This is a genomic window from Micromonospora sp. NPDC005686, assembly GCF_042871665.1.
Classification (GTDB): Bacteria; Actinomycetota; Actinomycetes; order Mycobacteriales; family Micromonosporaceae; genus Micromonospora.
Window position 1 is genome coordinate 25,183 of sequence record NZ_JBIAIY010000015.1, and the last position, 25,874, is coordinate 51,056.

Consider the following 25,874-nt stretch of genomic DNA (forward strand, 5'->3'; position numbering starts at 1 on the left):
GCCGTCGGGCGCGTCCGTCAGTGCCGGAACTGCCCCCGGCCGGTGCGGGCCGGGCGGTATCTGCCAGGTAGGCTGGCTGCGCTCGCCCGATTGTTGGGCCGGCACCCAACTGCGTACACAGTCAGGAGTGCCCAGTGCCTCGCGTCGTAGTCGACGTCATGCTCAAGCCCGAGATCCTCGATCCGCAGGGCCAGGCCGTCGCAAACGCGCTGCCCCGACTCGGCGTCAGCGACGTCGCCTCGGTTCGGATCGGCAGGCGGATCGAGATCGAGTTCACCGGCGAACCAGACCTGGACCGGGCCCGGGAGATCGCCGACAAGCTGCTGGCCAACCCGGTCATCGAGGACTTCACCGTCCACGTGGTCACCGCCGACGAGACCGCGGGCGCGCAGTCGTGACCGCCCGGGTCGGTGTGGTCACCTTCCCCGGCTCCCTCGACGACGGGGACGCGGCCCGGGCCGTACGGATCGCCGGCGCCGAGGCGGTCCGGCTCTGGCACGGCGACCCGGACCTGCACGGGGTGGACGCCGTCGTCCTGCCCGGCGGTTTCTCCTACGGCGACTACCTGCGCTGCGGCGCCATCGCCCGGTTCGCCCCGGTGATGGAGACGATCGTCCAGGCCGCGCGCGGTGGCCTGCCGGTGCTCGGCATCTGCAACGGCTTCCAGATCCTCTGCGAGGCGCACCTGCTGCCCGGCGCGCTCACCCGCAACCAGCACCTGCACTTCCGCAACCGGGACCAGGTCCTGCGGATCGAGAGCACCGGCACCGCCTGGACGAACGCGTTCCAGCCCGGCCAGGAGGTGCTCATCCCGGTCAAGAACGGCGAGGGCTGCTACGTCGCCGACACCGCGACGCTCGACCGGCTGGAGGGCGAGGGCCGCGTCGTCGCTCGCTACATCGGCGGCAACCCCAACGGATCGCAGCGCGACATCGCGGCGATCACCAACGAGGCCGGCAACGTCGTCGGCATCATGCCGCACCCCGAGCACGCGGTGGAGGCGCTCACCGGCCCCTCCCTGGACGGCCTCGGCTTCTTCACCTCGGTGCTCAAGCATCTGGTGGGAGCGCCGGCGTGATGGTGGCCGGGAACATCGGTCGGCTCACCCGCCGTACCGGCGGCGAGCGCAGCAAGGAGACGTCATGACCACCCATCCGGACCCGGCCCTGCGCGAGCGCCAGGGCGTGGTGCCGCAGGCCGGCGCGATCGACGACTGGGCGCTGAGCGTGGACACCGTCCCCCGGGCCGCCGGCACGCCGGAGGAGCTTCAGCCGTACGCCGAGCTGGGCCTCCGTGACGACGAGTACGACCGGATCCGGCACATCCTCGGCCGCCGGCCCACCCAGGCCGAGCTGGCCATGTACTCGATCATGTGGAGCGAGCACTGCTCCTACAAGTCGAGCAAGGTGCACCTGCGCCAGTTCGGCGAGAAGGCGCCGCCGAGTGACCGACTGCTCGCCGGCATCGGGGAGAACGCCGGCGTGGTCCAGGTCTCCGACGAGCTGGCGGTGACCTTCAAGGTCGAGTCGCACAACCACCCGAGCTTCGTCGAGCCGTACCAGGGCGCGGCGACCGGTGTCGGCGGCATCGTCCGCGACATCCTCGCCATGGGCGCCCGCCCGGTCGCCGTGATGGACCCGCTGCGCTTCGGCGCGGCCGACCACCCGGACACCGCCCGGGTCCTGCCCGGCGTGGTCGCCGGCGTCGGCGGCTACGGCAACTGCCTGGGCCTGCCCAACATCGGCGGCGAGGTCGTCTTCGACCCCTGCTACCAGGGCAACCCGCTGGTCAACGCGCTCTGCCTGGGCGTGCTGCCGGTCGACCGGCTGCAGAAGAAGGACGCCACCGGCCCCGGCAACATCGTGGTGCTGATGGGCGCCAAGACCGGCCGCGACGGCATCGGCGGCGTGTCCGTGCTGGCCAGCGCCACCTTCGACGAGGGCAGCGAGCAGCGTCGCCCGTCCGTGCAGGTCGGCGACCCGTTCATGGAGAAGCTGCTGATCGAGGCGTGCCTGGAGCTGTACGACGCCGAACTGGTCGTCGGCATCCAGGACCTCGGCGGCGCCGGCCTGACCTGCGCCCTGACCGAGACCGCCGCCTCCGCCGGCACCGGCATGCGGGTCTGGCTGGAGCGGGTGCCGCTGCGCGAGCCCTCGATGGAGCCGCACGAGATCCTGGCCAGCGAGTCCCAGGAGCGGATGCTGCTCGTCGTCTCGCCGGACAAGCTCGACGCCGTGCTCAAGACCGCCGAGAAGTGGGGTGTCTGGGCCACCGCCATCGGCGAGGTCACCGCCCCGTCGGCGGACGGCCAGCCGGGCCGGCTCGTCGTCACCTGGCGCGATCAGCTCGTGGTGGACGTGCCGCCGGGCTCGCTCGTCGACGACGGCCCGGTGTACGCCCGGCCGATGCGCGAGCCGGCCGACCTGATCCTGCTCCAGGCCGACCGCGCCGAGACGCTGCCCCGGCCGAGCACCCCGGAGGCGCTCCGGGAAACCGTGCTGCGCATGATCGCGTCGCCGAACCTGACCGACAAGACCTGGGTCACCGAGCAGTACGACAGGTACGTGCTCGGCAACACCGTGCTCGCCCAGCCGGAGGACTCCGGCGTGATCCGGATCGACGAGCGCAGCGGCCTCGGTGTCGCGCTCTCCGTCGACGGCAACGGCCGGTACGCCCGCCTCGACCCGTACCACGGGACGAAGCTGGCGCTGGCCGAGGCGTACCGGAACGTGGCGGTGACCGGTGCGAAGCCGATCGCGGTGACCAACTGCCTGAACTTCGGCTCGCCGGAGGACCCGGGCGTGATGTGGCAGTTCGCCGAGGCCGTGCGTGGCCTGGCGGACGGCTGCCTGGAGCTGGGCATCCCGGTCACCGGCGGCAACGTCAGCTTCTACAACCAGACCGGCGCGGCGGCCATCCACCCGACCCCGGTGGTCGGCGTGCTGGGCGTGCTCGACGACGTCGCCAACCGGGTGCCGATGGGCTTCGTGCCGCGCCCGGCCGGCGACCACGACCAGCTCTTCCTGCTGGGCGAGACGCACGTCGAGCTGTCCGGCTCGGAGTGGGCCTGGGTGACGCACGAGCACCTGGGCGGCATCCCGCCGCAGGTGGACCTGGCCCGCGAGCGGCAGCTCGCCGAGCTGCTGGCCGAGGCGGCCCGGGTCGGGCACCTCAGCTCCGCGCACGACCTCTCCGACGGCGGCCTGGCGCAGAGCCTGGTCGAGTCGGCCCTGCGCCGGGGCGTCGGCGCCCGAGTCGTGGTGCCGGAGCACTTCGCCGACGGCTCGATGCCGTTCGTCTTCCTGTTCAGCGAGTCCGCCGGCCGCGTGCTGGTGTCGGTACCGCGCGGCCACGAGAAGGCGTTCACCGCGCTGTGCGCCGAGCGCGGCGTGCCGTGGGAGTTCGTCGGCGTCACCGACCCGGCCTCCGGCGCGCTGGAGGTGCACGGCCAGTTCCGGATCGGCCTGGACGAGCTGCGCGAAGCGCACACCGGTACGCTCCCGCGCCTGTTCGGCGCCGCCGAGGCGGCCCGGGTGGAGGTGGCGGCGACCCGTACCGGGACCACCACTGTGCTTCCGGCCACCGCCGAGCAGCCGGTCGGCGTGGACCCGGCCGAGGTCGACGCCGAGCCGATCGCCAAGGCCGGCCGGGACACCCCGCCGGCCGACGCCGAGGCGTTCGCGCCCGCCGCCACGGCGGAGCCCGACGCGCCGGCTGCGGCGTCGGATGAGGACGTGCCGGCCGACGCGACGCCTGCCGTCGACGGAACCCCGGCCCAGGACGAGTCGGCGCCCGCCGACGGGTCCGACGGTCCGGCTTCTGGTGAGCCGGCGCCGGGTCAGCGCTGAGGCGGTGGCCTTGGCCGTCTTCGCCCAACCCGGCGCCGGTGCCCGGTTCGACTGGGGACTGACCGGGGCGGCGGAACTCGGCCGGGTCTGTGCCGCCCTGGTGGTGGTGGACGTGTTGTCGTTCACCACCGCCGTGGAGGTAGCGGTGAGCCGCGGCATGCGGGTGCACCCGTTCCCGTGGGGTGAGCAGGCCGCCGACTACGCCCGCCGGTTGGGGGCGGTGACCGCTGTGGGCCGCCGGCAGACGACTCCGGAGCATCCGTGGTCGCTCTCCCCGGCGGCGCTGCGGTCCGCGCCCGTCGTGGCCGACCTGGTGCTGCCGTCGCCGAACGGCTCGGCGATCAGCGCCGCCGCGAGCGCCACCGGCGTGCCGGTGGTCGCCGCCTGCCTGCGTAACGCACCCGCCGTCGGGCGCTGGCTCCGCGCCGAGGGGTACGGCTCGAACGACGCCCCGGTGGGCGTGGTGGCGGCCGGCGAGCGCTGGCCCGACGGGTCACTGCGGCCCTGCGTGGAGGACCAGCTCGGTGCGGCCTGCGTACTCGACGCGCTCGCCGGGGTGCCCGGTGGGCTCTCGGTGGAGGCCGCGATGGCGCTCGCCGCGCTGGCTAGCACGCCGGACGTGCCGGCCGCGGTCCGGGGATGCGTCTCCGGGCGGGAACTCGCCGAGGGCGGCTTCGCCGAGGACGTCGCGGTGGCGACCGCTGTGGGTGCCTCCGACGTGGTGCCGGTGCTCCGCCAGGGCTACTTCGCCCCCGCCTGAGCAGCGCCTTCACGCCTTCCGGGAGCGCGGCGCGCTGACGAGAATGTGGCCGCCCACTTCTCGCGGGCGGCCACAGTTCCTACGTCTGGTACGGGTCAGTCGTCCAGCCAGTCGAGGCGTCGTCCGGAACGGTCCGGCTGTGCGTCCGGGCGGGCACCACCGGCCTGCGCCGGGTCGTTGTCGTAGCCGCCCCCGCGCTGCTGCTGCGGCGGCTCCTGGCCGTATCCGCCCTGCTGGCCGTATCCGCCCTGCGGGGCCTGGCCGTACCCGTCGCCGTACCCGTCGCCGTATCCGCCGCCCTGCTGGCCGTAGCCGCCCGACTGGTGACCGCCGTCGTAGCCGCCACCGGCGTTGCCGTACCCGCCGGTCGGCGCGTTGCCGTACCCGCCCTGCTGACGGCCGCTGTCGTAGCCGCCGGTCGCGCCGCTGTCGTAGCCACCGGCGCTCTTGTCGTAGCCACCCGGCGAGCGGGTGTCGTAGCCACCGCCGGGGTTGTCGTAGCCGCCGGTCGGCGCGTCGCCGTATCCGCCCTGCTGACGGCCGCTGTCGTAGCCGCCGGGCTGCTTGTCGTAGCCGCCGGCGGGGGCGTCGCCGTAGCCCGCGCCCGCCGCCCGGCCGCCGTAGGCCGGGGCGTCGCCGTAGGCCGGGGCGTCGCCGTAGGCCGGGGCGTCGCCGTAACCGCCGGGCGGGTTGTCGCCGTAGCCGCCGCCCGCGGCGTTGCCGTAGGCGCCCGTCGGCTCGCCGTACCCGCCCTGCTGGCCGCTGTCGTAGCCGCCCGGGGCCGCGCCGTAGCCACCGGCGGCAGCACCGTAGCCGTCGCCCTGCTCCGGGCCACGGCCGTACGAGGCCGAGCCGGCCTGGTCGTAGCCGCGGTCCTGCTCCGGCTGGTAGGTGCTGGTCGGGTACGGGTCGGCAGCCGGGGCGTACTGGGTGCTGCTGTCCCCGGTGTAGCGGCCGGTGGGCTCGTCGAAGCGCTCGTTGCCGTATCCGCCGCCCTGGGCCGCGTAACCGGCCGCACCGGCCGCACCGGCCGCGGCGCCGGCGGCGTAGTCCGGGCTGCCGTAGCCGGCGCCGGAGGACGGGCCGTTGCCGTAGGCGGCGCCGGAGGTGGGGCCGTTGCCGTAGGCGGCGCCGGAGGTGGGGCCGTTGCCGTAGCCGCTGCCCGAGGAGGGCGCGTTGCCGTAGCCGCCCGCGCCGTAACCGCCCTGACCGGGCGCGTCCTCACCGTAGCCGTAACCGCCCTGGCCGCCGCCGACGCTGTAGGACGTGCCGGGCGGTGCGCCGTACGGGTCCGGCGGGACGTCGTCCACGACCGGCCGCTGGAGCATGGTGGGGGCGTCGCTGATCGACGGGCCGCCGGCCATCGTCGCGGCCGGCCCGGCGCCCATCCCGTTCACCACCCGGGTCTGGTCGTCAGTGCCGTGGTAGGCGCCCCGGGCCGCCGGGATCGCGGTGGGGCCACCGGGGCCACCCGGACCGGCCGGCCCACCCGGACCGTCGCCGTCGTCGTCGCCCTCGTTCTTGCGGCGCAGGTAGAGCAGCACGATGGTGCCCACGCCGACGGCGACGAAGAGGCCACCGAGCAGGATGAGCAGCCAGGAGCCGAAGCCGCCGGAGTCCTCGTTCGCGGTCGGCTGCTGCGCGGCGGGCGCCTCGGCCGACGGTGTGTCGGCCGGCTCCTCCTCGATCGGCTCCTCCGACGGCGGCGCGGACTCACTGGCCGACGGGGTGGCGCTCGGGCTCGCCGACGCCTTCACCTGGATGCTGAGCCGGACGCCGGTCACCGACTGGCCGGCGTTCGCGTTGATCGACCGGGCGACGGGCGAGGCGCCGTCGGTGGAGGCGCCGAGGTCGATCCGGCCGGGTGCGATCGGGTTCGACTCGGAGCCGCTGAAGCTGAAGTTGCCGTTGCCGCTGGTGTTGGTGCGGCGTTCCTTGCCCGCGCTGTCGCGGAGCATGACAAGGGCGCCGGAGATCGGCTCGCCGTCGGCGTTCACCACCTTGCCGGAGACCGTCTTGACCGTCTGCGGCTGCTGCGGCTCCGGGGCCTTGCCCTTGACCGCCAGCTGGAAGTTGCCGGTGGCCGGGTCCGAGTTGCTGGGCCGCACCTGCACCGTGACCGAGGCGTTTGCGTCCTGCGCGTTGTCGCTGGCGCGGATGGTGAGCAGTTGAGTCCTCGGCCTGTTGTTCCCAGGCGGGAAGTTGATCTGGCCGCAGCCCGAGGCGCAGCTGACACCGGCCGGCAGGCCCGTCAGGCCGATCTCCGCGTTCTCGTCGCCGTCGCCGGGAGTGACTTGAACGCTCACGGTCGCGTCACTTCCGGCGTTGACCGTGATCGATCCGGGCGCGACGCTGACGCCGGCTGCGAGGGCGGGGGCTGCGGGGACGGTGAGCAGGGCGCCGGAAACCAGCGCCACGACCACACCGGCCCGCTGCTTCCAGGCACGTCGGTGTGTTGACACGTCCACCGCCTTCCGGGTCTGACCTCTCCGCCGGCCGCCGGGCCGAGGTTGATCACTCACGGTACGAATAACGCCGTCGGCAACTATGCCTTGTCTGACCGGATCATCTCTACCCAGGGCCGCCGTCGGGCGGCGTCCCGGCGGGTCGTATCGTCCCGTCGTGTCCTCTCCGCACGCTTATTCCGAAGCGGTACGCGCCGCGCTGGCGGCGCTGGATGAGGGGCGTACGCCCGAACGGCCGGTGCTCCGGGAGGCGGTCCGGACGCTCTTGGCTGCCCTCGCGGATCGTGCGCCCGGCCGATCGGTGGAGGTGCGCGTCCCACCCTACGGTGCGGTCCAGTGCGTGAGTGGTCCACGACACACCCGCGGCACGCCGCCGAACGTGGTGGAGATGGATCCGCCGACGTGGCTGGCGGTCGCCACCGGCCGCCTGGGTTGGGCGCAGACCGTCACCGAAGGTCGCATCCGGGTGTCCGGAAACCGGGCTGACCTCTCCCCGTACCTCCCGATTTAGGCATTGGACAGCGGGAACGCCGCTCACGCTGAGCTGACATCTCGTGACTGTCGGTGGCGACTGCTGGTCGCGTACACTGAGAACCCGACGACGGTCCCGGCCCATGTGTGGGGAGCTGACCCCCCGACTCCGCCAGGCCGGTCCAGACCCCACTGCGAGGGAGCGGCAGGTGCCCCGAGGCGATGGCCGGCTGAGCCACGACCTTGACCCCCAGCGACCCGGCCCACAGGACGCGTGCGGCGTCTTCGGCGTCTGGGCGCCGGGTGAAGAGGTCGCCAACCTCACCTACTTCGGGCTCTACGCCCTCCAGCACCGCGGTCAGGAGGCCGCGGGCATCGCGGTGAGCGACGGTTCCGGTGTCGTCGTCTACAAGGATCTCGGCCTGGTCGCCCAGGTGTTCGACGAGCCGACGCTGGCGAGCCTGCGCGGGCACGTCGCGATCGGGCACGCACGCTACTCCACCACCGGCGGTTCGACCTGGGAGAACGCCCAGCCGACCATCCGGGCCACGAGCGCCGGCACCACCATCGCGCTGGCGCACAACGGCAACCTGGTGAACACCGCCGAGTTGCAGCGCGAGGCGGCCGTGCGAGGGCTTGACTCCGACGGCTCGACGAACGACACCTCGCTGGTCACGATGCTGCTGGCCAGCCGTCCCGACCTGTCGGTCGAGGCGGCCGCGCTGGAGGTGCTGCCCCAGCTCCGCGGCGCGTTCAGCTTCGTCTTCATGGACGAGTCGACGCTCTACGCGGCGCGCGACGCGCACGGCGTACGCCCGCTGGTGCTCGGCCGGCTCGAACGCGGCTGGGTGGTGGCGAGCGAGACCGCCGCGCTGGACATCGTCGGCGCGAGCGTGGTCCGCGAGGTCGAGCCGGGCGAGCTGATCGCCATCGACGAGAACGGGCTGCGGTCCAGCCGGTTCGCCTCGCCCGAGCCCAAGGGCTGTCTCTTCGAGTACGTGTACATCGCCCGGCCGGACGCCACCATCGCCGGCCGCAACGTGCACGCCGCGCGGGTGCAGATCGGCCGCCAGCTCGCCAAGGAGCACCCGGTCGAGGCCGACCTGGTGATCCCGGTGCCGGAGTCCGGCACACCGGCCGCCATCGGCTACGCCGAGGAGTCCGGCATCACCTACGGCCAGGGCCTGATGAAGAACCCGTACGTCGGGCGCACGTTCATCCAGCCCTCGCAGACGCTGCGCCAGCTCGGCGTCCGGCTGAAGCTGAACCCGCTACGCCAGAACGTGCGCGGCAAGCGCCTGGTGGTGGTGGACGACTCGATCGTGCGGGGCACCACCCAGCGGGCGATCGTCCGGTTGCTGCGCGAGGCGGGCGCCCTGGAGGTGCACGTCCGGATCTCCTCGCCGCCGGTGAGCTGGCCCTGCTTCTACGGCATCGACTTCGCCACCCGCGCCGAGCTGCTGGCGAACGGGCTGGACAACGACGGCATCCGGCGGTCCATCGGCGCCGACTCGCTCGGTTACGTATCGCTGCCCGGTCTCATCGCCGCGACCGAGCAGCCGAAGAGCCGGCTCTGCCGGGCGTGCTTCGATGGGGAGTACCCGATCGAACTGCCCGCCGGGAACCTGATCGGCAAGCACGTGCTCGAAGGAGTGGGACGCCGGGTCGCCGCCGAGGCGGCCGAGTCCGCCACTCCGCTCGTCGCCACACCGACCCACCACCCGTAGCACCACCGACGCGGGTCCGGCCGCTCCGGGACCGCGGAACCACAAAGGGGAGAACCGTGACGCACGTGTCCGAGCGCAGCGGCGCAGGATCCAGCCCGACGGGCGCCGGGGGCGACCGCCAGCCCTGGTCGGCGGGGTCCGGCCGGACGCAGCGCAAACGCTCGGTCTCGTACGCCGACGCCGGGGTGTCGATCGAGGCGGGCGACCGCGCGGTCGAGCTGCTCAAGTCCAAGGTCAAGGAGACCCGGCGCCCCGAGGTCATGGGTGACCTGGGCGGCTTCGCCGGCCTGTTCCGGCTGGACACGAAGAAGTACAAGAACCCGATCCTGGCCTCCTCGACCGACGGCGTGGGCACCAAGCTGGTGATCGCCCAGCAGCTCGACATCCACGACACGGTCGGCATCGACCTGGTCGCCATGGTCGTCGACGACCTGGTGGCCTGCGGCGCCGAGCCGCTGTTCCTGCTCGACTACATCGCCACCGGCGAGGTCGTGCCGGACAAGGTCGCCGAGATCGGCGCCGGCATCGCGGACGGCTGCCGGTACGCCGGCTGCGCCCTGCTCGGTGGCGAGACCGCCGAGCACCCGGGCGTGCTGCGCCCGGACGAGTACGACATCTCGGCCACCGGCGTCGGCGTGGTGGAGGAGAGCGAGATCCTCAGCCCGGAGCGGGTGGAGGTGGGCGACGTGGTGATCGCGATGCGCTCGTCCGGCCTGCACTCCAACGGCTACTCGCTGGTCCGTCACGTGCTGCTCGGCGCCGGCCGGATGCGGCTGGACGTGGTGATCGACGACTTCGGCCGCCAGCGGACGCTCGGCGAGGAGCTGCTCACCCCGACCAAGATCTACGCGAAGGACTGCCTCAAGCTGATCACCGAGGCCGAGGTGCGGGTGCTGGCCCATGTCACCGGCGGCGGCATCCCCGGCAACCTGGTCCGGGTGCTGCCCGAGCACGTCGACGCCGTGGTGAACCGCTCCACCTGGAAGCCGCAGCCGATCTTCGACCTGATCCAGTCCAAGGGCCGGATCGAGGACCCGGAGATGGAGGCGACGTTCAACATGGGCGTCGGCATGTTCGCGATCGTCTCCGCCGAGGACGCCGACCGCGCGCTGGCCACCCTGACCGGCCGGGGCGTGGACGCCTGGCAGGCCGGCGAGATCATCGAGGGGTCCGGCAACGTGCAGATGGTCGGGCAGCACACCCGAGGCTGATCACCCTGCGCCAATCGGCCGGGCAGCTGATCGGGGGTTCACCCGGGCGGTCGCCTCGGCCTAGCCTGGAGGTTCGGTTTTCAGGCAGGCGGGGGAGGTGCTGATGGCTGCGCGCACGCCCGAGGGTATGCGGGGCATCGCCGTCGTCCCGTCGTACGTGGTGATGCAGCCGACGACGCTGTGCAACCTCGACTGCGCCTACTGCTACCTGCCCCTGCGGGCCGTCGACAGGCGGATGCCGGTGGCCGTCGCCGAGGCGGTGGCGGCGTCGGTGAACCAGTGGGCCGCGGACGGTCGCTTCTCCGTGGTGTGGCACGGCGGCGAGCCGCTCGCGGCCGGCCGGGAGCACCTGGCCGCGCTGCTGGCGCCGTTCGGGCCGGATGTCGAGCACCACGTGCAGACGAACGCCACGTTGATCGACGACGCCTGGTGCGCGTTCTTCGCCGAGCACCGGGTGCGGGTCAGTGTCAGCGTGGACGGGCCGCAGGCGCGCAACGCCGAGCGGGTCACCCGGGGCGGGCGGCCCGCGTACGACCGGATCGTGGCGGGCGTGACGGCGCTGCGCCGCCACGGCCTGCCGTTCTCGGCGCTCGCGGTGGTCTCGCGGCCGGAGCCGGGCCTGGCGACCGAGCTGTACGACTACTTCCTCGACCTGGGCTGCGACGTGCTCGGCGTCAACATCGAGGAGACCGAGGGCGTCAACACCCGGACGAACGCCCGGGACGCGGGCGCGGTCACCGGGTTCTGGGCGGAGTTGGTGGCGGCCTGGCGGCGGGATCCCCGGATCCACCTGCGTGAGGTGGAGTGGTCGCTGCGATACGCGGGCGCGGTGCTGGCCGGCACCGCTCACGACCTGCTGCCCCGTAGCCTCGACCCGATCCCGACGGTCGGGCACGACGGCTCGGTGGTGGTGCTCTCGCCGGAGCTGGCCGGCTTCACCGACCCGCACTACGGCGACTTCGCCAGCGGAAACGTGCTCGCCACGCCGCTGCGCGACATCCTCGCCGGCGCGGCCGGTACGCCGTGGGTGGGCGAGTTCCTCACCGGCGTGGAGGCGTGCCGGGAGTCCTGCGCGTACTTCGGGTTCTGCGGTGGCGGGCACGCCGCCAACCGTTACTTCGAGCTGGGGCGTTTCGACGGCACGGAGACCGAGCACTGCCGCAACAGCAAGATCCGCCTACTGGAGGGAGTGTTGGAGCATGCCCGAGACCATCAGTGACACCGACCGGGAGGCCGTCGCCGACCGGGTGCGGGAGGCCGCTGCGGGGCTTACCGCTCTGCTCCGTGAGGCGGAGGCGGCACGGCTGCTGCGGGCGGAGGTGTCGGGCGACGGCGCCAACGCGGTCTGCGCCTGGAACCACTTCGAGAACATCCCGACGTTCTACAACTGGAACAACCGGCCGCGCTGAGGGTCGGTTCCGCGATCAGGGACCTGCCGGCGAGTCGGCACGGCAGGCCCCTGCATCGTCGGTCGTACGCCGACTCAGCAGAGCACATGCGTGAGCACGCGGGGGTTACCGCGTGCTCAGATGTGACCGGAGGTCAGCGGGTCGGACGAGCCCAGGTGTCCGGGTCGTCGTCCGCATGGTCCTCGTCATCGTCGTCGACATACTCTTTGTAGTCGTCGTCGAAGTTGTGCTCAGACTTTCCACTACCCGCCAGTTCGCGCTGCAAGGCGGTTAGGTCGGTGTTCGGGGAGTGGTACTTCAACTCCCGGGCCACCTTCGTCTGCTTGGCCTTAGCACGGCCGCGCCCCATGGCTCGACCCCCTCGCACAGAATGCGGGGCAGCCCGAAGGCGGGCCCCGATGACGTCAGGCATCTCTCGTGGCTCTTACGGTACATGGGGATGCCATCGTTCGGCACCTCGGGTCACCGTCGACCGGACCTGCGCGTCGCTGTGGTCCAGCCGTCACAAAGTGTACCGGGTAAGGGGTAGAACCCGGGGCTGGCCGTGACACCGGACGAACCGGTATGAACGGGGCCGATGGTCAGCTTAACGTGCGCGGCCCCCGAGGGTGGAGCCGCCGCTCCGCCCTCGGAGGTGAGCTTCACCGCAGATGAATCGTGCGCAGCCGGCCGACCTCGGCCATCCGCCGCTCGGCGAGCCGGTCCGCGGCGACCGCCGGCGGCACGCCCTCGTCGTCGGCGAGCTGGAGGATCTGCCGGGTGGTGTCGAAGATCCGGGTGGCGCGCAGCTTGGCGCGGTCGAAGTTGAAGCCCTCGATCTCGTCGGCCACCTGGATCACGCCGCCCGCGTTCACCACGTAGTCCGGCGTGTAGAGGATGCCCCGGTCGGCGAGCACCTTCTCGATGCCCGGGTGGGCGAGCTGGTTGTTCGCCGCCCCGGTGACCACCTTCGCCCGCAGCACCGGCACCGTGTCGTCGTTCAGCGCGCCGCCGAGCGCGCACGGGGCGTACACGTCGATGTCGGAGGCGGCCAGCGCCGCGGTGTCGTCGACCAGGGTGACCTGCGGGTGGGTGGTGCGCGCCCATTCCTGGGCGCGCGGGCTGACGTCGGTCGCCACGACCTCGGCGCCGTCGTCGAGCAGGTGGGCGGTGAGGTACTTGCCGACCTTGCCCAGCCCGGCCACGCCGACCCGGCGGCCGGTCAGCGTCGGGCTGCCCCAGACGTGCTCGGCGGCGGCCCGCATCCCCTGGAACACGCCCCAGGCGGTGAGGATCGAGGAGTCGCCGGCGCCACCGTGTTCCACGCTGCGCCCGGTCACGAAGCGGGTCTCGCGGGCGACCACGTCCATGTCCGCCACGTAGGTGCCCACGTCGCAGGCGGTGTAGTAGCGGCCGTTGAGCGACTCGACGAAGCGGCCGTACGCGCGCAGCAGCGCCTCGCTCTTGATCTGGTCGGGGTCACCCCAGATGACCGCCTTGCCGCCACCGAGGTCGAGGTTCGCCAGGGCGTTCTTGTAGGCCATGCCGCGCGAGAGGTCGAGCACGTCGGCGAGGGCGTCGGCCTCGCTGGCGTACGGGTAGAACCGAGTGCCGCCGAGCGCGGGACCCAGCGCGGTCGAGTAGATCCCGATGATCGCCTTCAGGCCGGACTGCTTGTCCTGGCAGAACACGACCTGCTCATGCCCTGTGGGAACGGGGTCGTCGGTACTGGCGAATACGCTCATGGCTGACTCCTGTGTCGGTGAGCGCCCTTGTGGGGTGCGGAACCTGGTGGCACGCCGGCGGGATGCTGCCGGTGTCGTTGAGCCTAATATCGGCCCGAGCCGTACTGTCGCGCATGTCACGCCACGGACCCGAGGGCGGCGACGGGCGGTCCCGTCTCGTGGGAGGATCGCGCCGTGCCGTCGCTCTTCGCCTCATACCTGCGCGTGTACGAGCCGCTCACCGCCTTCGACCGGGATCGGCAGTCGTACTGGCGCCGGTATGTCAGCGAGGGCCGCGCCATAGCCCCGCTGGAGGGGCCGGTACGGCAACGGACGGCGGTGATCGAGGCGCTCGGCGCCGGCTGGACCCGGCTGCCCGACCTGCCCGACGAGGCGTACGTCCTGGAGGCCGACGACGCGCTGCTGGTCTGCCCGTGGAACCTGCGGATCCGGGTCGCCGAGGCGGCGCTGAGCGCCCGCGACGGTGTGCCCCCGGTGCTGGCCGACGCGTTCGTGCCGCCGGTGCTCGCCGGGCAGGCGAAGGCCGTGGTGGAGGACTGGCGCAGCGGGGCCCGGGTGCTGGAGCACGGGGTGCCGCGGGTGCACGAGCAGATCGCCACCTGGGGGGTGCCGCTGCGCTGGTTCGTGCTGTTCGAGGCCGGTGAGCGGCACCTGGTCACCGAGCCGGAGCGGCGGGCGCTGCGCTACCGCACGGAGATCTCCAAGGCGCGTCGCCGGGCGTCCCGGGCGCTGTCGGTGCTGCGCAAGTCGATAGGCGAGGCGCCGATCACCGAGGCGGTCGAGGAGGCGGCCCGGTGGCTGGAGGAGTTCCACCCGCGTTCGGTGGTCGAGCTGGACTACGGCGGCCTGGTGCAACTGCTGCCGGACGAGACGCTGGAGGCCGACGACTCGACCGAACTGGTCGCCACCGGACTGTCCGGACTGGGCCGGGGCGAGGCCGAGGAGGCGTCCGCCGCGTACGACAAGCTGGTCGCCCGCTGGCGCGCGGTGCAACTGCTGGAGCGCTGCAACTGACGCCCGGTTTGCCATATTTAATGGCCTTGGACACGAGTGTGTCTCGTAGTTGATGCGTCACGACCCGTGATCATGAGTCCGGATAAGGCAGGTTCTGCGGCATAAAAGTCGTAAAAATCGGGCATGGTTCATCCGTCCGTCTAGGGACCTTCAGCCGTTCGGCCCATGTCGGACATCGGGGACTAGCCGGACCATGGGAGACGCGTCGGCCGGCGGGACCCCGGCCGATGTCTATACATGTGGAGGAGTGACCCCGATGGCATCGCGAACGCACGAACCTGAGCCGCTACTCACACCGGCCGAGGTGGCGTCGATGTTCCGTGTCGACCCGAAGACGGTGACCCGGTGGGCCAAGGCTGGCAAGCTCAGCGCCATCCGGACCCTGGGCGGCCACCGCCGCTACCGCGAGTCTGAGGTTCGGGCTCTGCTACAGGGGCAGATCCCCCAGCAGCGCCAAGGAGACTGACGAACCGGCGTTCTCCGGCGTTCCGATCAGGGGCGGTGCCGTCGCGGCAGCGACGATCCACCGCCCTCAGTCGTTTCCAGGACTCAGTCGTGTCCGGGGGGCGGCCCGTCCAGCACGATCCGCAGCCCCACCGTGCCGCGCCCACCCCGGCGCAGCCGGCTGCCCAGCAGGCTCAGCCGCCCGATCAGCCGGTACTTCTGCTTCAGCAGGCCCCGCAGCCGGTCGGTGCCCTCCTGATCGGCGATCGTCGCGTGCCCCGGCACCGCCGCACCGTGCGGCCGGCCGCGCACGTCGCACGGCGCGACGGTGACCCGGCCGTCCCGCCGGATGCGCTTCACCTTGCCGGAGTCGGCCACCGTCCACACCGCGAGGCCGTCGCCGTCGCGTACCGCCCACACCGGAGTCGGCACCGCCCGGCCGTCCTTGCGGAACGTGGTGAGCAGGACGTACTTCTCCGCTGCCAGGCGGTCCAGGTCGGTCACGCCGCCAAGGATACGGCGTCGCCGACCCCCGGATAGCGTTGCGGGCATGACCGGGGAACCCGAGATCGGCGACGTGTTCGGCGAGATGATCCGCGACGCGTACGCGGTCGCCACCGGAATCGGGCCGCGCCCGATGGCCGGCGGTCGCCTGCCCCGGCCGGTCATCGAGATCATCGAGCGTGACGACGGGCTCGTCAACGGCGCTCCCGCCGGGCACTACCTGGACCCGCCGCAGCTGTGGCAGCCGCACGACCACCGGGCCGTGGACCGGGTACGCGGGCACGTGCTCGACGTCGGCGTCGGCGCCGGCCGGATCGCGTTGCACCTCCAGGACCGGGGCGTGCCGGTCACCGGGCTGGACACCTCGCTCGGCGCGCTGCGGGTCAGCCGCCACCGGGGCGTACGCGACCTCGTGCACGGCACCGTCGACGAGCACGCCGCCGACGGCCGCCGGTACGACACGTTCCTGCTGCTCGGCAACAATCTCGGCCTGTTCGAGGGGCGGGAACGGGCCCCGGCGATGCTCGCCGCGCTCGCCGCGCTGGCCCGCCCCGGCGCGCGGGTGATCGCCCACGGCACCGACCCGTACGGCACCACCGACCCGGTGCACACCGCCTATCACGAGCGCAACCGGCAGCGGGGCCGGATCGGCGGGCAACTGCGGCTTCGGCTGCGGTACCGCATGCTCGGCACCGAGTGGTTCGACTACCTGGTCTGCTCGCCCGAGGAGTTCGCCGAGCTGGCCCACGGCTCACCGTGGCGACTGACCGACGTGGACGACACCGACCACCCCTACTACCTCGCCACGCTGGCGCTGCGGTGAGCGGGGGAGCCGCCGGGCATCCGGCGGTTCCCCCGTACCGCTCAGACCTGGATGGTGGGGGTGGTCTCCTCCGGGGGCAGCCCACCGTCGCCGTCGACCACCTCGTCCGGCGTGCCGTCCTCGTCGATGTCCACCATGGTGATGTCCACCTTGCCGTCACCGTCGGTGTCGAACTGGAACAGGTCGGCCTTGCCGTCGCCGTCGGTGTCCACCACCCACACGTCGGTCTTGCCGTCGTTGTTGGTGTCCGCACGGAGCAGGTCCACCCGCTCGTCGCCGCGGGTCTCGACCGTCTCGGTGCTCTCCGCGCTCTCCGGTGCCTGGCTCATCTCGTTCCTTCCTTCGGCGTTGACGGCCGTCCTTACCCCGTCCGCTTCGCCCCCACGCATCTCCGGCGGCCCGGCCATGCATAGGGTCGCATGCAGGAACGAGCGAGCGGACGGGCCCGGCGGCGGAGACCCCGCGCGCCCCCGCCGCGGCGAGGGGACACCGATGAGTGGTCGTTTTGTGGTTGTCGGGGCCGGCACCATGGGCCTCGGCATCGCGTACGTGGCGGCCGGCGCCGGGTACGCGGTCGAACTGGTCGAGGTCGACCCCGCCCGGGGCGCCGAGGCACTGCGCCGGCTCGGCGAACTGTGGGACCGGGGTGTGCGGCGCGGCAAGCTGACCGAGGCGGCCGCCACCGCCAACCGGGCCCGCGTCACGCTCCGGGGCGGGCTCGCCGAGGTGGCCGAGGGCGCCGACGTGATCGTGGAGGCGGTGCCCGAGCGGCTCGACCTGAAGCGCGCCGTCCTGCGCGAGGCGGAGAGCCGCCGTCCGGCGCTGCTGGGCAGCAACACGTCGAGCATCCCGATCACCGGCCTGGCCGCCGGGCTGGAGCGTCCCGCTGACTTCCTCGGGTTGCACTTCTTCAATCCGGTGTGGGCGATGGCGCTGCTCGAAGTGGTGGTCGGCCCGGCCACCGCACCGCAGACCACCGAGGCGGCCGTCGCGCTCGCCGGCCGGCTGGGCAAGGACCCCGTCGTGGTACGCGACATGCCCGGCTTCGCCACCTCCCGGCTCGGCGTCACGCTCGGGCTGGAGGCGATCCGGATGGTGGCCGACGAGGTGGCGAGCCCGGCCGACATCGACAAGGCGATGGTGCTCGGCTACCGGCACCCGATCGGCCCACTGGAGCTGACCGACCTGGTCGGGCTGGACGTGCGGCTCGACATCGCGCGCACGCTCCAGGCCGCGTACGGGGACCGCTTCGCGCCGCCGCCGCTGCTCGTCGAGATGGTCGCCGCCGGCAAACTGGGTAAGAAGTCGGGGCAGGGCTTCTACACCTGGAAGGACGGCGTGAAGCAGTGAGCGCGAGGAGTGAGCTTGCGAGCCCCGCAGTCGCGAACGAAAGGCTGGCACGGTGAGCGGGCTGCGGATCGAGGAGCTGCCGGACCGGCTCGTGGTCACACTGGACCGGCCGGAGAAGCGCAACGCCATCGACGCCGACCTGGTGGGTGAGCTGCACGCGGTCTGCGCCGACCTGGAGGCGCGCCCCCGGCTGCTGCTGCTCACCGGTGGGACGGCGGGCATCTTCGCCGGCGGCGCCGATATCGCCCAGCTCCGTGAACGCGGCCGGCTGGACGCGCTGGCCGCCATCAACCAGGGCGTCTTCGCCCGCATCCGGGCGCTGCCGATGCCCACCGTCGCGGCCGTCGACGGGCCGGCGCTGGGCGGCGGCGCCGAGCTGGCGTACGCCTGCGATCTCCGGGTGTGCACGGACCGCGCGGTGTTCGGCCAGCCCGAGGTACGGCTGGGCATCCTGGCCGGCGCCGGCGCGACCTACCGGCTGCCGGCGTTGATCGGTGAGGCCCGGGCCAAGGAGCTGCTGTTCACCGGCCGGCGGGTGGACGCCGAGGAGGCGCTGCGGATCGGGCTGGTGAACCGGGTGGTTGCCGACCCGGCGGAGCTGCTGCCGACCGCGCACGGCCTGCTCGACGAGATGGCGAAGGGCTCCGCGCTGGCGCTGCGGCTGACCAAGCTGGCGGTGGACGCCCCTGCGGCCGCGCACCCGCAGCTCGACCTGCTGAGCCAGGCGGTGCTGTTCGAGGACGAGGAGAAGCACCGGCGGATGACCGAGTTCTTGGAGCGGCGCCGGTCGCGCTGACGACGGCGAGAGACGACAAGGGCCGCACCGGTGTCCTCCGGTGCGGCCCCCACGTCGGTAGGCCTCAGTGCTTGATGTCGACTCCCGCGTCGGCGAGCGCCGGAATGGCCGGTGCGGACTCACCGAAGCCGATGAGCAGCAGCGCCTCCGGCCCGAAGGCCTTTATCTCCTTGGCGACGCCGGTGAAGTCGAGCGGCGTCTTCGGGTCCGCGGGCGGCTCGTAGGTCAGCAGCTTGACCCGGTCCGCGCCGATCCCGGCCTTCTCCAGCTCGGAGCGGACGTTCTCCTGCAGACCCTCACCGTAGGAGTCCTTACGGGCCAGAATCACGATCTTGCGGGGCCCGTCCCGGAGCATCACGTCGGCCAGCGCGCGACCCTGGAGGCTGTCCGGCGGCGCGGTACGGAAGTAGAGGCCCTTGTCGTCCACGGTGCTCAGCCCGGCGTCGGTGTTCGTCGGGGAGAACAGGATCCGCCCGGCGGCCACCACGTCCGGCAGCACGGCCCGGGAGATGCCGGAGCCGCCCGCGCCGATGATGACGTGGACGCCCTTGCTGACGTGCGAGGCGACAGTGGCCTTGGCGATCTCCGGGTTGGTGCCGTCGTCGCCCTCGATCCACTTGACCGGCTCACCGAGCGCGCCGCCGGCGGCGTTCACCTCGCGGATCGCCAGCGCGGCGCCGGCCACAAGCGGCGGTCCCGCCAGTGCCAGGTCACCGGTCTTCGGCAGCAGCCCGCCGAGGACCAGCGGGGCGTCCTTGGCCTTGCCGTCACGCAGCTTGCGACCACGCGGCGCGGTCTTGGCGCTCGCCCCGGACTCCTCACCGGCGCCGACGAACTCCGTCTTGCTGTCGTCGATCTTCTGGTTGTCGAAGTGCCGGGTGCCGTAACTCGCGGTGGATGGCTCGCCGGCGTCGGTGAATCCGGCGCGAATCAGCGACACGCTCCGGTACTCGATGTCCCGGCCGGCGCGGGCGAGCTGGAGGCAGGCCGTCACGTCGTCGCAGCGTTCGCCGCCGTTTGTCACGCCGACGATCTGCTTGGCGATCTCGGCCGGCGCGGTGGTGCCGGCGAGCTGGGCGGCCAGCACGCTGATCACGACCGCGTCGTAGGACTCGGCGGAGTAGAGGAAGTCGGTCAGCTTCGGATCTACGGCGAGTAGCCGCTCCTTGAAGCTCTCCGGCAGCGGAGTGAGGGGCGTGGTGCCCTTCATCCCGTTCACCAGATCCGCCCGGTCCTTGAGTTCCGCGGCGTACGAATTGGTCATGTTGCCGTCGGTGCCGTAGAGGCGCAGCTGGGTGGCGGGCGCTTCCTCCGGCTCGTCGCTCCCGCAGGCGCTCGTGGCGAGCAGGAGCGCCGCGCAGGCCATGGACAGGGCCGCGCGCGACGTGCGTGTTCTCAGCATGGTCGTCCTTCCTCCGGCGAAGGTCCGCTGCGCACCTTAGCGTGCTCGTGCGGCACACGGGGCCGTGGAGTGGGCCGCGTCGGCACCCCGACTGCGGGTATCACTGTGCGTGGTCGACGGGCTGTTTCCGGGTCACCGCTTGACCTCCGGCGATACTGTTCCGCGGGTGAACGACGAAGCACAGCAGACGCTCGACGACGCGACCGCCGTGCTCCGTTCGGCCCTCGCCGGGGACGGCGCCGGGGTGGTGGGCACGTTCGACGCGGTGGTGGACCGCTCCGGCCTCGCCGGGGCGTACGGAGTGGCGTGGTGCCTGGCCGCCACCATGCTCGGCGACGACGCCCCGGCCGGCGGCGCCGCCCTCGACTTCCCCGGCATCGACCAGGCCGACTACGACACCCGCTGGGTGGCCCGCTTCGTCAGCGCGTGCGCCAACGACGACGCGGACACCGGCGAGGCGCTGTTCGGGGCGGCGGCGGCCGACGGGCTGCTGCCCGACTGCCTCCTCACCCTCGCCGGCTCGACCATCGCCACGCTGCGCAGCCGGTCGGACTGAGCCCGCCGCGCGGTCGGCGCCCCCGACTGTGGTAGCTCTGGGTGCATGTCCGAGGCGATGCTCAGCAAGGTGCGCAAGCTGCTCGCCCAGGCCGAGGACCGGGCCTGCACGCCCGCCGAGTCGGCGGCCTTCATGGCCAAGGCCACCGAGTTGATCGCCCGCTACGGGGTGGACCGGGCGCTGCTCGCCGCACGCGATCCGGCCGTCGACCCGGTGGGTGACCGGACCGTCGAGCTGGTCGCGCCGTACGCGCGGGACAAGGCCGGCCTGCTCGCGGCGGTCGCCGAACCGCTGCGCTGCCGATGCGTACGCCGCCGGCAGGGCAACGGCTTCGTCATGCACCTGTTCGGCTTCGCCAGCGACCTGGAACGGGTCGAGCTGCTGTTCACCTCGCTGCTGGTGCAGGCCGCGCACGGGCTCGCCGGTGCTGCCGTACCGGCCGGGGAGCATCCGGCGGCGTTCCGGCGTACCTGGCTGGCCGGGTTCGCGTACGTCGTCGCGGAAAGACTGCGCGCGGCCGAGAGCAAGGCGGTGGCGGAGGCGGGTGGGCCCTCGACGGCTCTGGTGCTCGCCGATCGCTCCGACCGCGTGCAGCGCCGGGTCGTCGAGGCGTACCCCCGGTTACGCACCGCCCCGCGACGGCGGCTGGCGGGCGGTGGCTTCGGTTCCGGCGCGGATGCCGGCCGCCGGGCCGACCTGGGCGGCACCGGCGTGGCCGGCAGCGGCACGGCGCCCGGCATCGCGGGCTGACCTCGGGACGCCCGGGGTGCGTCCGGCGGTGCGGGTCAGGCGGTGGTGCGGGCGACGGTCGCGAGGTAGCGGCAGAGCAGTTCGTGCCAGCCCGCGGTGAGCGCCTCGCGGTAGCCCTCGGCCGCCGTGCCGTGCCGGTCGAAGTAGCGGTGCTCGACGTCCACCCGGGTGTGCTCCGGGCCGTCGGAGTGGAACAGCACCTCCACCTCGCTGGCCCGCGCCGGATCCGGCACCGGCACCCGGTCCGGGCCGATCTGCCAGGTGAACACCAACCGTCGGGGCGGATCCCAGGTCAGCACGCGGCCCCAGTCGTTGCGGAAGCCGTAGGGCCCGATCTCGTAGAGCATGCCGCCGGCTCGCGGTTCGATGCCGATCGCGGTGAGCGCTTCCGGGCCGGACCAGGTGTATTCACGTACCCACCAGTCGGCCAGTGCGCCGGTGAAGACGGCGTACGCCCGCTCGGCGGACGCCGGGACGAGCAGGTTGCTGCGGAGGGAGAAGCGGTCGGATTCCTGCCGGACCTCATCCGGATCGGCCATCTCCTGTCCCATAGGTCCGGACCATACCGGCTCATGTCTCGGTGTGCAGCTCCCGAAGCGGCCGCTTTCGGACATCCGCAGCTCCGGTTCCCGACAGCGCTGAGTGGCGGGACAGACGCTCTGCGCAAAGGGCGGCGGCGCTTCGGGAGGTGTCGGCGGGCGACGGATGCCGTACCGGAAAGCGGGTAAGCGCCGCCGACCGGACCGATGGGAGAGCGGGGAGCATGACCGACAGCCGAGCCACCGAACCAGTTCCGGACCCCGGCGACGAGCAGCCCACCTCGCCGGGCGGTCCCGAGCCGGAGCCGGATGTCCTGCTCGACGTGCCCGAACTGACTGTCGACGAGATCCGGCTCGCGGTGGACGGGCTCGACGCCGACCTGTCGCTGCGCGCCCGGCTGGCCGACCTGCTCCAGATCGACGCCGGAGTGCGGGTACACCTGACGGGCGTCGAACTCGACGTCACCGGGGTGAGCGCCGAGGCTCTGCTCAAGGTACGGCTGGAGAATCTGATGCGGATCCTGGACCGGGCGCTGACCACCATCGACCGCAACCCGCAGCTGATCGACGCGCTGGCCCGCTCGGCCACTGCCACCCTGGACGACGTGCACCGGCTCACCGCGCCGGTGGTAAATCGAAACGGCCGTACGGTGGCCGCGGCCGGCGAGGTGGTCGAGCGCACCGGTCCGGCGCGGGCGGAGCCATCACCGCCGACCGGTGGTGATCGCGCGAAGCCCGCACCGGCAGCCGGTGCCCGACGGCCGGAGCCGCCACCGGGGTCCGATGCCGGGCGGAAGGAAAAGGCGGAGTCCGGGTCGGCGCCGGCCGCTGGCCCGTCGGCCGGCCGCCCCGCCGAGAAGAAGCGCGGTTCGGAGCGTTCCGGCCAGCCGGCGAGCGCCACCGCCGAGGCGGCACAACTGGCGGGCCAGGCCGGACAGGCACTCCGGCAGGCCGGCCGAAGCGTCTGGGAGGCGATCCAGGGCAACCCCTCCCAGAACCGCCAACCTCCCAAACCCTGACCGCCGTCGCACCCCTCGCCCGGCCCTCGCTCCGGTGATCCGAGAGTTTGTGTCCGGACCACCGGCACGGCTCCACCAGGCGTACGGACATCGGCGGGCAGCGGCGACCGCGTCGAGGTTCACGACCGCAAGTGACTTTTTCGACCCTTATCTAGGTTGACAGAGTTCGAAACAAGAGCCAAGGCTAGCGCTGCTTCGGCAGGCATCTAGATAGGGAGCGCACATGTCCCGCGTCCAGCTCGCCCTGCGCGTGTCCGACCTCGAAGGCTCCGTGGCCTTCTACAGCAAGCTGAGCCGGCCAAGCGCCGCCCCGGCTACGCCAACTTCGTGGTGGAGAGCCCGCCGCTGAAGCTCGTACTCCTCGAAGGTGAGCCCGGCCTGCCGACGGTGATGGACCACCTCGGGGTCGAGGTGGCCACCACCGAGGAGGTCGACGCCGCGACCAACCGGCTCACCGAGTCCGGCCTGATCACGCTGGAGGAGAACGACACCGAGTGCTGCTACGCGCTCCAGGACAAGGTCTGGGTACGCGGCCCCGGCGACGAGCGCTGGGAGGTCTACACGGTCAAGGGCGACTCGCCGCAGTTGGAAAAGGTGGCCGGGAGAGCCTGCTGCGACTCCGGCACCGCCGCGCTGCCGGGTGTCAGGGTGGAGGAGCGGCTCTGATGTGCCGCAGGGAATATTCGGCGCTGGTGTAGGCGCCGCCCTGGAAGGCGGCGGCGTCGATCGGGTCCTCCGAACCGGGCACCTGAGGGGCGAAGACCTCAGCGTCGTCCACCGGTAGATAGCCGAGCTGGGCGCCGGTGGTGGTGTCCCAGAACGAGCGGGTGTTGGCGGACACGGCATAGGCGGTCAGGAACCGCACCCCCGGCGCGCTGAGCGCCGCGCCGATGAAGCCCACGCCGTCGCGCGGGCTCAACCAGGTCGCCAGATACCGCGCCTCGTCCGGCACGTCCTCGAAGCTGCCGATCCGCAGGCACACGACGGACAGCCCGAACTTGTCGGCGTACATGCGCCCGAGTGCCTCCACGGCAACCTTGCTCACCGCGTAGAACCCGTCCGGCCGTACCGGCGCGTCCGGTGCGACGACCTGGCCCACCGGGTAGAAGCCGGTGACCCGGTTGCTGCTGGCCAGGACGACCCGCCCCACGCCCTGCCGGCGGGCCGCCTCCAGCACGTGGTAGGCGCCCAGCACGTTGGCGTCGAGCAGGTCGGCCAGCGGCGCCTCGTCCGGAATGCCGGCCAGGTGCACCACGGCGTCAGCGCCCTCCAGCGCGGCGACGACCGCGTCGAGGTCCGCCAGATCCAGTTGGACCGCCCGCTCCGCCGGGGACTCGGATGCACGGGAACCCGATCGACCAGGACGAGTCGGCGGACGTCGTCGCGCAGGTATCGGCGGACGGCCGAACCGATCCGCCCGGCGGCCCCGGTGACCACGACCGTGCCCGGCTGTGAACTCATGGCCGCATTCTTGCAGCATGCACCGACGTCGGAGGTCAGCGGAAGGCGTCGATGTTCCGCGCGGCCCATGCCGCGAAGGGGCGTGGCGATCGGCCCAGCACCTCCGCCACGTCCGGGCTGATCCGCTGCTCCCGCTCGGTCGGCGAGCCGAGGATGGCCAGCGTGCCGTCGACCACGGGTGGTGGCATGAACCGCAGCATCTGTTCGCGGGCCTCGTCCGGCGTCTGCTGGACGAAGTCGATCGGCTCCCCGAGCGCGGCGGACAGATCGGCGACCCGTTGGCGCGGCGTGCTCAGCGCCGGGCCGGTCAGCTCGTACGTGCGGCCGTCGTGCGTGTCGTCGCGCAGCGCGACGGCTGCCATCTCGGCGATGTCGTCCGGGTCGACCACGGGCAGGCCGACGTCGCCGAACGGCGCGGCCACCCGCCGCCCGGCCCGGACCGGTTCGGCCCACACCAGGGCGTTGGAGGCGAAGCCGCCGGGGCGCAGGATCGTCCAACCGAGGCCGGACCGGCGCACCAGGTCCTCGATGGCGTGCAGGGGCGCGTGCGACGGCGCCCCCGGCCGCGTCCCGACGGCCTGCGAGGACTGCAGCACGATGCGCTTCACGCCACCGGCCGTGGCGGCCCGCAGGATCTCGGGCACGTCGAGGTGCGCTCCGGCGCCCTCGACGAGCAGGAACAGCGCTTCGGCGCCGTCGAGCGCCGGACGCAGGCTCTCCGGCCGTTCGAGGTCCGCGTGGTGGTGGCGAACCCCGTCCGGCGCGACGACCGGCCGTCGCCCACGGGACACCGCCGTCACCTCGGCGTCCGACGCCGCGAGGATCGACAAGAGGGTACGGCCCACGTTCCCGGTGGCGCCTGTCACGACAACCATGGCTGGGTCTCCATTCGACCGCGTCGTTCGCGCGGCTGGAGGAGACTTTCATCCGCCGAGCCATGCCGCCATCGTCGCCCGTCGAGGCTCGGTAGCGGGCTGGCGACGGAAGGTGCCAGGTTCGGCCGGACGGGACGGACAGTCGGCGGACTGCAAGAGCTGTCGCCCTCACGGGCAACGCTGACAGATGCGGGATGAGGGCACAAAGCAAGATCCCCACCCGCGTTTCCGCTGGTGGGGATCTCTGTAGCCCGGCGAAAGGCTATGTGGCCAGGGGCGGGGTCGAACCGCCGACCTTCCGATTTTCAGTCGGACGCTCGTACCAACTGAGCTACCTGGCCGTGGTGCTCGGCACATGCTACCGCACGGGCCGATACGCAGAACGCCGCGCATAGATCTGCGCGGCGTCAGCGCTTGCGGTCCTGACGGGACTTGAACCCGCGACCTCCGCCTTGACAGGGCGGCGAGCACTCCAACTGCTCCACAGGACCTGGCTGGTGTTGCATCCGGCGCGAGCCGGACCGTGCCCCCAACGGGATTCGAACCCGTGCTACCGCCTTGAAAGGGCGGCGTCCTGGGCCGCTAGACGATGAGGGCGGCCCCGCCATCATTGCACACTCGCAACTTCAAGCGGACTTGCTCCCATCCGGCCCCGCCGGAGGCAGGAGAAGCATATGCCATGCCTGCACGGACGACAAAACCGGTATGGGCGTGACCGCGGTGCCG

General features: G+C 72.4%; 26 protein-coding genes, 3 tRNA genes and 1 pseudogene. 18 read left to right on the top strand and 12 right to left on the bottom strand.

The window, feature by feature from the left end; all coding sequences use genetic code 11:
* Positions 1 to 134 precede the first annotated feature (134 nt).
* From purS to ACFYON_RS26910, 4 genes are all read left to right on the top strand, one after another.
* Entirely contained in the window at positions 135 to 398 is a 264-nt protein-coding gene (purS, locus tag ACFYON_RS26895) for a phosphoribosylformylglycinamidine synthase subunit PurS (RefSeq protein ID WP_013283420.1), read from the top strand.
* Positions 395 to 1,078, top strand: coding sequence for a phosphoribosylformylglycinamidine synthase subunit PurQ (gene purQ, locus ACFYON_RS26900; RefSeq protein WP_354866126.1), 684 nt, complete (start codon positions 395 to 397; stop codon positions 1,076 to 1,078). The genes purS and purQ overlap by 4 nt, the downstream gene beginning before the upstream one ends.
* Before the next feature lie 64 nt (positions 1,079 to 1,142).
* Positions 1,143 to 3,848, top strand: coding sequence for a phosphoribosylformylglycinamidine synthase subunit PurL (gene purL / locus ACFYON_RS26905; RefSeq protein WP_354866124.1), 2,706 nt, complete (start codon positions 1,143 to 1,145; stop codon positions 3,846 to 3,848).
* Between the two features lie 10 nt (positions 3,849 to 3,858).
* Positions 3,859 to 4,608, top strand: coding sequence for a 2-phosphosulfolactate phosphatase (locus tag ACFYON_RS26910; protein WP_355093835.1), 750 nt, complete (start codon positions 3,859 to 3,861; stop codon positions 4,606 to 4,608).
* Between the two features lie 95 nt (positions 4,609 to 4,703).
* Here ACFYON_RS26910 and ACFYON_RS26915 read toward each other — a convergent pair whose 3' ends face one another.
* A complete protein-coding gene (locus tag ACFYON_RS26915) occupies positions 4,704 to 7,070 on the bottom strand; it encodes a carboxypeptidase regulatory-like domain-containing protein (protein ID WP_357708078.1) in 2,367 nt (788 codons plus the stop codon).
* Between the two features lie 160 nt (positions 7,071 to 7,230).
* Here ACFYON_RS26915 and ACFYON_RS26920 point away from each other — a divergent pair, with 160 nt between their 5' ends.
* From ACFYON_RS26920 to amcA, 5 genes are all read left to right on the top strand, one after another.
* Positions 7,231 to 7,584, top strand: a complete 354-nt coding sequence (locus ACFYON_RS26920) for a sterol carrier family protein (protein ID WP_354866118.1) — start codon at positions 7,231 to 7,233, stop codon at positions 7,582 to 7,584.
* A 169-nt stretch (positions 7,585 to 7,753) separates the two neighbouring features.
* A complete protein-coding gene (gene purF / locus ACFYON_RS26925) occupies positions 7,754 to 9,271 on the top strand; it encodes an amidophosphoribosyltransferase (protein WP_354866116.1) in 1,518 nt (505 codons plus the stop codon).
* 56 nt (positions 9,272 to 9,327) lie between these two features.
* Positions 9,328 to 10,482 (top strand): phosphoribosylformylglycinamidine cyclo-ligase, encoded by a 1,155-nt coding sequence (gene purM, locus ACFYON_RS26930; protein WP_354866114.1) that lies wholly within the window; start codon positions 9,328 to 9,330, stop codon positions 10,480 to 10,482.
* A 127-nt stretch (positions 10,483 to 10,609) separates the two neighbouring features.
* On the top strand, positions 10,610 to 11,701 hold the full coding sequence (gene amcB, locus ACFYON_RS26935; RefSeq protein WP_354866758.1) for a cyclophane-forming radical SAM peptide maturase AmcB: 1,092 nt from the start codon (positions 10,610 to 10,612) through the stop codon (positions 11,699 to 11,701).
* Positions 11,682 to 11,891, top strand: a complete 210-nt coding sequence (gene amcA / locus ACFYON_RS26940) for a multiple cyclophane-containing RiPP AmcA (protein WP_354866112.1) — start codon at positions 11,682 to 11,684, stop codon at positions 11,889 to 11,891. The genes amcB and amcA overlap by 20 nt, the downstream gene beginning before the upstream one ends.
* Before the next feature lie 133 nt (positions 11,892 to 12,024).
* Here the strand turns inward: amcA and ACFYON_RS26945 are convergent, their stop codons facing one another.
* Positions 12,025 to 12,240 carry a DUF3073 domain-containing protein gene (locus ACFYON_RS26945; RefSeq protein ID WP_013283429.1) on the bottom strand — a complete coding sequence of 72 codons (216 nt, stop codon included), beginning with the start codon at positions 12,238 to 12,240 and terminating at the stop codon, positions 12,025 to 12,027.
* A gap of 292 nt (positions 12,241 to 12,532) precedes the next feature.
* Complete coding sequence (locus ACFYON_RS26950; protein WP_355093839.1) at positions 12,533 to 13,615, bottom strand: Glu/Leu/Phe/Val dehydrogenase dimerization domain-containing protein; 1,083 nt, start codon at positions 13,613 to 13,615, stop codon at positions 12,533 to 12,535.
* Between the two features lie 174 nt (positions 13,616 to 13,789).
* Between ACFYON_RS26950 and ACFYON_RS26955 the strand changes: the two genes are divergently transcribed.
* Positions 13,790 to 14,629, top strand: coding sequence for a hypothetical protein (locus tag ACFYON_RS26955; protein WP_354866108.1), 840 nt, complete (start codon positions 13,790 to 13,792; stop codon positions 14,627 to 14,629).
* A 256-nt stretch (positions 14,630 to 14,885) separates the two neighbouring features.
* A complete protein-coding gene (locus tag ACFYON_RS26960; protein ID WP_007073996.1) occupies positions 14,886 to 15,095 on the top strand; it encodes a BldC family transcriptional regulator in 210 nt (69 codons plus the stop codon).
* An 83-nt stretch (positions 15,096 to 15,178) separates the two neighbouring features.
* On the opposite strand, the gene ACFYON_RS26965 is transcribed toward ACFYON_RS26960, so the two are convergent.
* A complete protein-coding gene (locus ACFYON_RS26965; RefSeq protein WP_355093841.1) occupies positions 15,179 to 15,577 on the bottom strand; it encodes a PPOX class F420-dependent oxidoreductase in 399 nt (132 codons plus the stop codon).
* Between the two features lie 46 nt (positions 15,578 to 15,623).
* Between ACFYON_RS26965 and ACFYON_RS26970 the strand changes: the two genes are divergently transcribed.
* The gene (locus ACFYON_RS26970; protein ID WP_355093843.1) at positions 15,624 to 16,400 is read left to right on the top strand and encodes a class I SAM-dependent methyltransferase; all 777 of its coding nucleotides are present in this window, start codon (positions 15,624 to 15,626) and stop codon (positions 16,398 to 16,400) included.
* A gap of 41 nt (positions 16,401 to 16,441) precedes the next feature.
* Here ACFYON_RS26970 and ACFYON_RS26975 read toward each other — a convergent pair whose 3' ends face one another.
* A complete protein-coding gene (locus tag ACFYON_RS26975) occupies positions 16,442 to 16,729 on the bottom strand; it encodes a hypothetical protein (protein WP_354866102.1) in 288 nt (95 codons plus the stop codon).
* 163 nt (positions 16,730 to 16,892) lie between these two features.
* Between ACFYON_RS26975 and ACFYON_RS26980 the strand changes: the two genes are divergently transcribed.
* Together ACFYON_RS26980 and ACFYON_RS26985 are read left to right on the top strand one after the other, a co-directional pair.
* A complete protein-coding gene (locus ACFYON_RS26980) occupies positions 16,893 to 17,750 on the top strand; it encodes a 3-hydroxyacyl-CoA dehydrogenase family protein (protein ID WP_355095450.1) in 858 nt (285 codons plus the stop codon).
* Between the two features lie 52 nt (positions 17,751 to 17,802).
* A complete protein-coding gene (locus ACFYON_RS26985) occupies positions 17,803 to 18,546 on the top strand; it encodes an enoyl-CoA hydratase/isomerase family protein (RefSeq protein WP_355095452.1) in 744 nt (247 codons plus the stop codon).
* Positions 18,547 to 18,610: 64 nt separating this feature from the next.
* On the opposite strand, the gene ACFYON_RS26990 is transcribed toward ACFYON_RS26985, so the two are convergent.
* Positions 18,611 to 19,948, bottom strand: a complete 1,338-nt coding sequence (locus ACFYON_RS26990; RefSeq protein WP_354866097.1) for an ABC transporter substrate-binding protein — start codon at positions 19,946 to 19,948, stop codon at positions 18,611 to 18,613.
* Positions 19,949 to 20,114: 166 nt separating this feature from the next.
* Here ACFYON_RS26990 and ACFYON_RS26995 point away from each other — a divergent pair, with 166 nt between their 5' ends.
* The gene (locus ACFYON_RS26995) at positions 20,115 to 20,504 is read left to right on the top strand and encodes a hypothetical protein (protein ID WP_043327529.1); all 390 of its coding nucleotides are present in this window, start codon (positions 20,115 to 20,117) and stop codon (positions 20,502 to 20,504) included.
* Positions 20,505 to 20,549: 45 nt separating this feature from the next.
* Positions 20,550 to 21,254, top strand: a complete 705-nt coding sequence (locus ACFYON_RS27000) for a DUF2786 domain-containing protein (protein ID WP_355095455.1) — start codon at positions 20,550 to 20,552, stop codon at positions 21,252 to 21,254.
* A 35-nt stretch (positions 21,255 to 21,289) separates the two neighbouring features.
* On the opposite strand, the gene ACFYON_RS27005 is transcribed toward ACFYON_RS27000, so the two are convergent.
* The gene (locus ACFYON_RS27005) at positions 21,290 to 21,805 is read right to left on the bottom strand and encodes an SRPBCC family protein (protein ID WP_354866093.1); all 516 of its coding nucleotides are present in this window, start codon (positions 21,803 to 21,805) and stop codon (positions 21,290 to 21,292) included.
* A 212-nt stretch (positions 21,806 to 22,017) separates the two neighbouring features.
* On the opposite strand from ACFYON_RS27005, the gene ACFYON_RS27010 reads away from it, so the two are divergent.
* Complete coding sequence (locus ACFYON_RS27010) at positions 22,018 to 22,812, top strand: hypothetical protein (RefSeq protein ID WP_355095457.1); 795 nt, start codon at positions 22,018 to 22,020, stop codon at positions 22,810 to 22,812.
* A 223-nt stretch (positions 22,813 to 23,035) separates the two neighbouring features.
* Positions 23,036 to 23,478: pseudogene (locus ACFYON_RS27015) on the top strand (ArsI/CadI family heavy metal resistance metalloenzyme).
* Here the strand turns inward: ACFYON_RS27015 and ACFYON_RS27020 are convergent.
* The 5 genes from ACFYON_RS27020 to ACFYON_RS27040 form a co-directional block, all read right to left on the bottom strand.
* Positions 23,456 to 24,292 carry an NAD(P)-dependent oxidoreductase gene (locus ACFYON_RS27020; RefSeq protein WP_355095459.1) on the bottom strand — a complete coding sequence of 279 codons (837 nt, stop codon included), beginning with the start codon at positions 24,290 to 24,292 and terminating at the stop codon, positions 23,456 to 23,458. The pseudogene ACFYON_RS27015 and the gene ACFYON_RS27020 overlap by 23 nt on opposite strands.
* A 16-nt stretch (positions 24,293 to 24,308) precedes the next feature.
* On the bottom strand, positions 24,309 to 25,148 hold the full coding sequence (locus ACFYON_RS27025; protein ID WP_387188345.1) for an NAD(P)H-binding protein: 840 nt from the start codon (positions 25,146 to 25,148) through the stop codon (positions 24,309 to 24,311).
* 267 nt (positions 25,149 to 25,415) lie between these two features.
* Positions 25,416 to 25,489, bottom strand: a tRNA-Phe gene (locus tag ACFYON_RS27030).
* Between the two features lie 76 nt (positions 25,490 to 25,565).
* A tRNA-Asp gene (locus ACFYON_RS27035) sits at positions 25,566 to 25,639 on the bottom strand.
* Positions 25,640 to 25,672: 33 nt separating this feature from the next.
* A tRNA-Glu gene (locus ACFYON_RS27040) sits at positions 25,673 to 25,745 on the bottom strand.
* Positions 25,746 to 25,874 lie beyond the last annotated feature (129 nt).

Excerpts from the sequence above, each read along its gene's own strand:
- purL (WP_354866124.1), top strand. The coding sequence starts at position 1,143 with ATGACCACCCATCCGGACCCGGCCCTGCGCGAGCGCCAGGGCGTGGTG.
- amcB (WP_354866758.1), top strand. The coding sequence starts at position 10,610 with ATGCGGGGCATCGCCGTCGTCCCGTCGTACGTGGTGATGCAGCCGACG.
- amcA (WP_354866112.1), top strand. The coding sequence starts at position 11,682 with ATGCCCGAGACCATCAGTGACACCGACCGGGAGGCCGTCGCCGACCGG.
- ACFYON_RS26945 (WP_013283429.1), bottom strand. The coding sequence starts at position 12,240 with ATGGGGCGCGGCCGTGCTAAGGCCAAGCAGACGAAGGTGGCCCGGGAG.
- ACFYON_RS26950 (WP_355093839.1), bottom strand. The coding sequence starts at position 13,615 with ATGAGCGTATTCGCCAGTACCGACGACCCCGTTCCCACAGGGCATGAG.
- ACFYON_RS26960 (WP_007073996.1), top strand. The coding sequence starts at position 14,886 with ATGGCATCGCGAACGCACGAACCTGAGCCGCTACTCACACCGGCCGAG.
- ACFYON_RS26970 (WP_355093843.1), top strand. The coding sequence starts at position 15,624 with ATGACCGGGGAACCCGAGATCGGCGACGTGTTCGGCGAGATGATCCGC.
- ACFYON_RS26975 (WP_354866102.1), bottom strand. The coding sequence starts at position 16,729 with ATGAGCCAGGCACCGGAGAGCGCGGAGAGCACCGAGACGGTCGAGACC.
- ACFYON_RS26980 (WP_355095450.1), top strand. The coding sequence starts at position 16,893 with ATGAGTGGTCGTTTTGTGGTTGTCGGGGCCGGCACCATGGGCCTCGGC.
- ACFYON_RS26990 (WP_354866097.1), bottom strand. The coding sequence starts at position 19,948 with ATGCTGAGAACACGCACGTCGCGCGCGGCCCTGTCCATGGCCTGCGCG.
- ACFYON_RS27000 (WP_355095455.1), top strand. The coding sequence starts at position 20,550 with ATGTCCGAGGCGATGCTCAGCAAGGTGCGCAAGCTGCTCGCCCAGGCC.
- ACFYON_RS27005 (WP_354866093.1), bottom strand. The coding sequence starts at position 21,805 with ATGGGACAGGAGATGGCCGATCCGGATGAGGTCCGGCAGGAATCCGAC.
- ACFYON_RS27010 (WP_355095457.1), top strand. The coding sequence starts at position 22,018 with ATGACCGACAGCCGAGCCACCGAACCAGTTCCGGACCCCGGCGACGAG.
- ACFYON_RS27020 (WP_355095459.1), bottom strand. The coding sequence starts at position 24,292 with ATGCTGCAAGAATGCGGCCATGAGTTCACAGCCGGGCACGGTCGTGGT.
- ACFYON_RS27025 (WP_387188345.1), bottom strand. The coding sequence starts at position 25,148 with ATGGTTGTCGTGACAGGCGCCACCGGGAACGTGGGCCGTACCCTCTTG.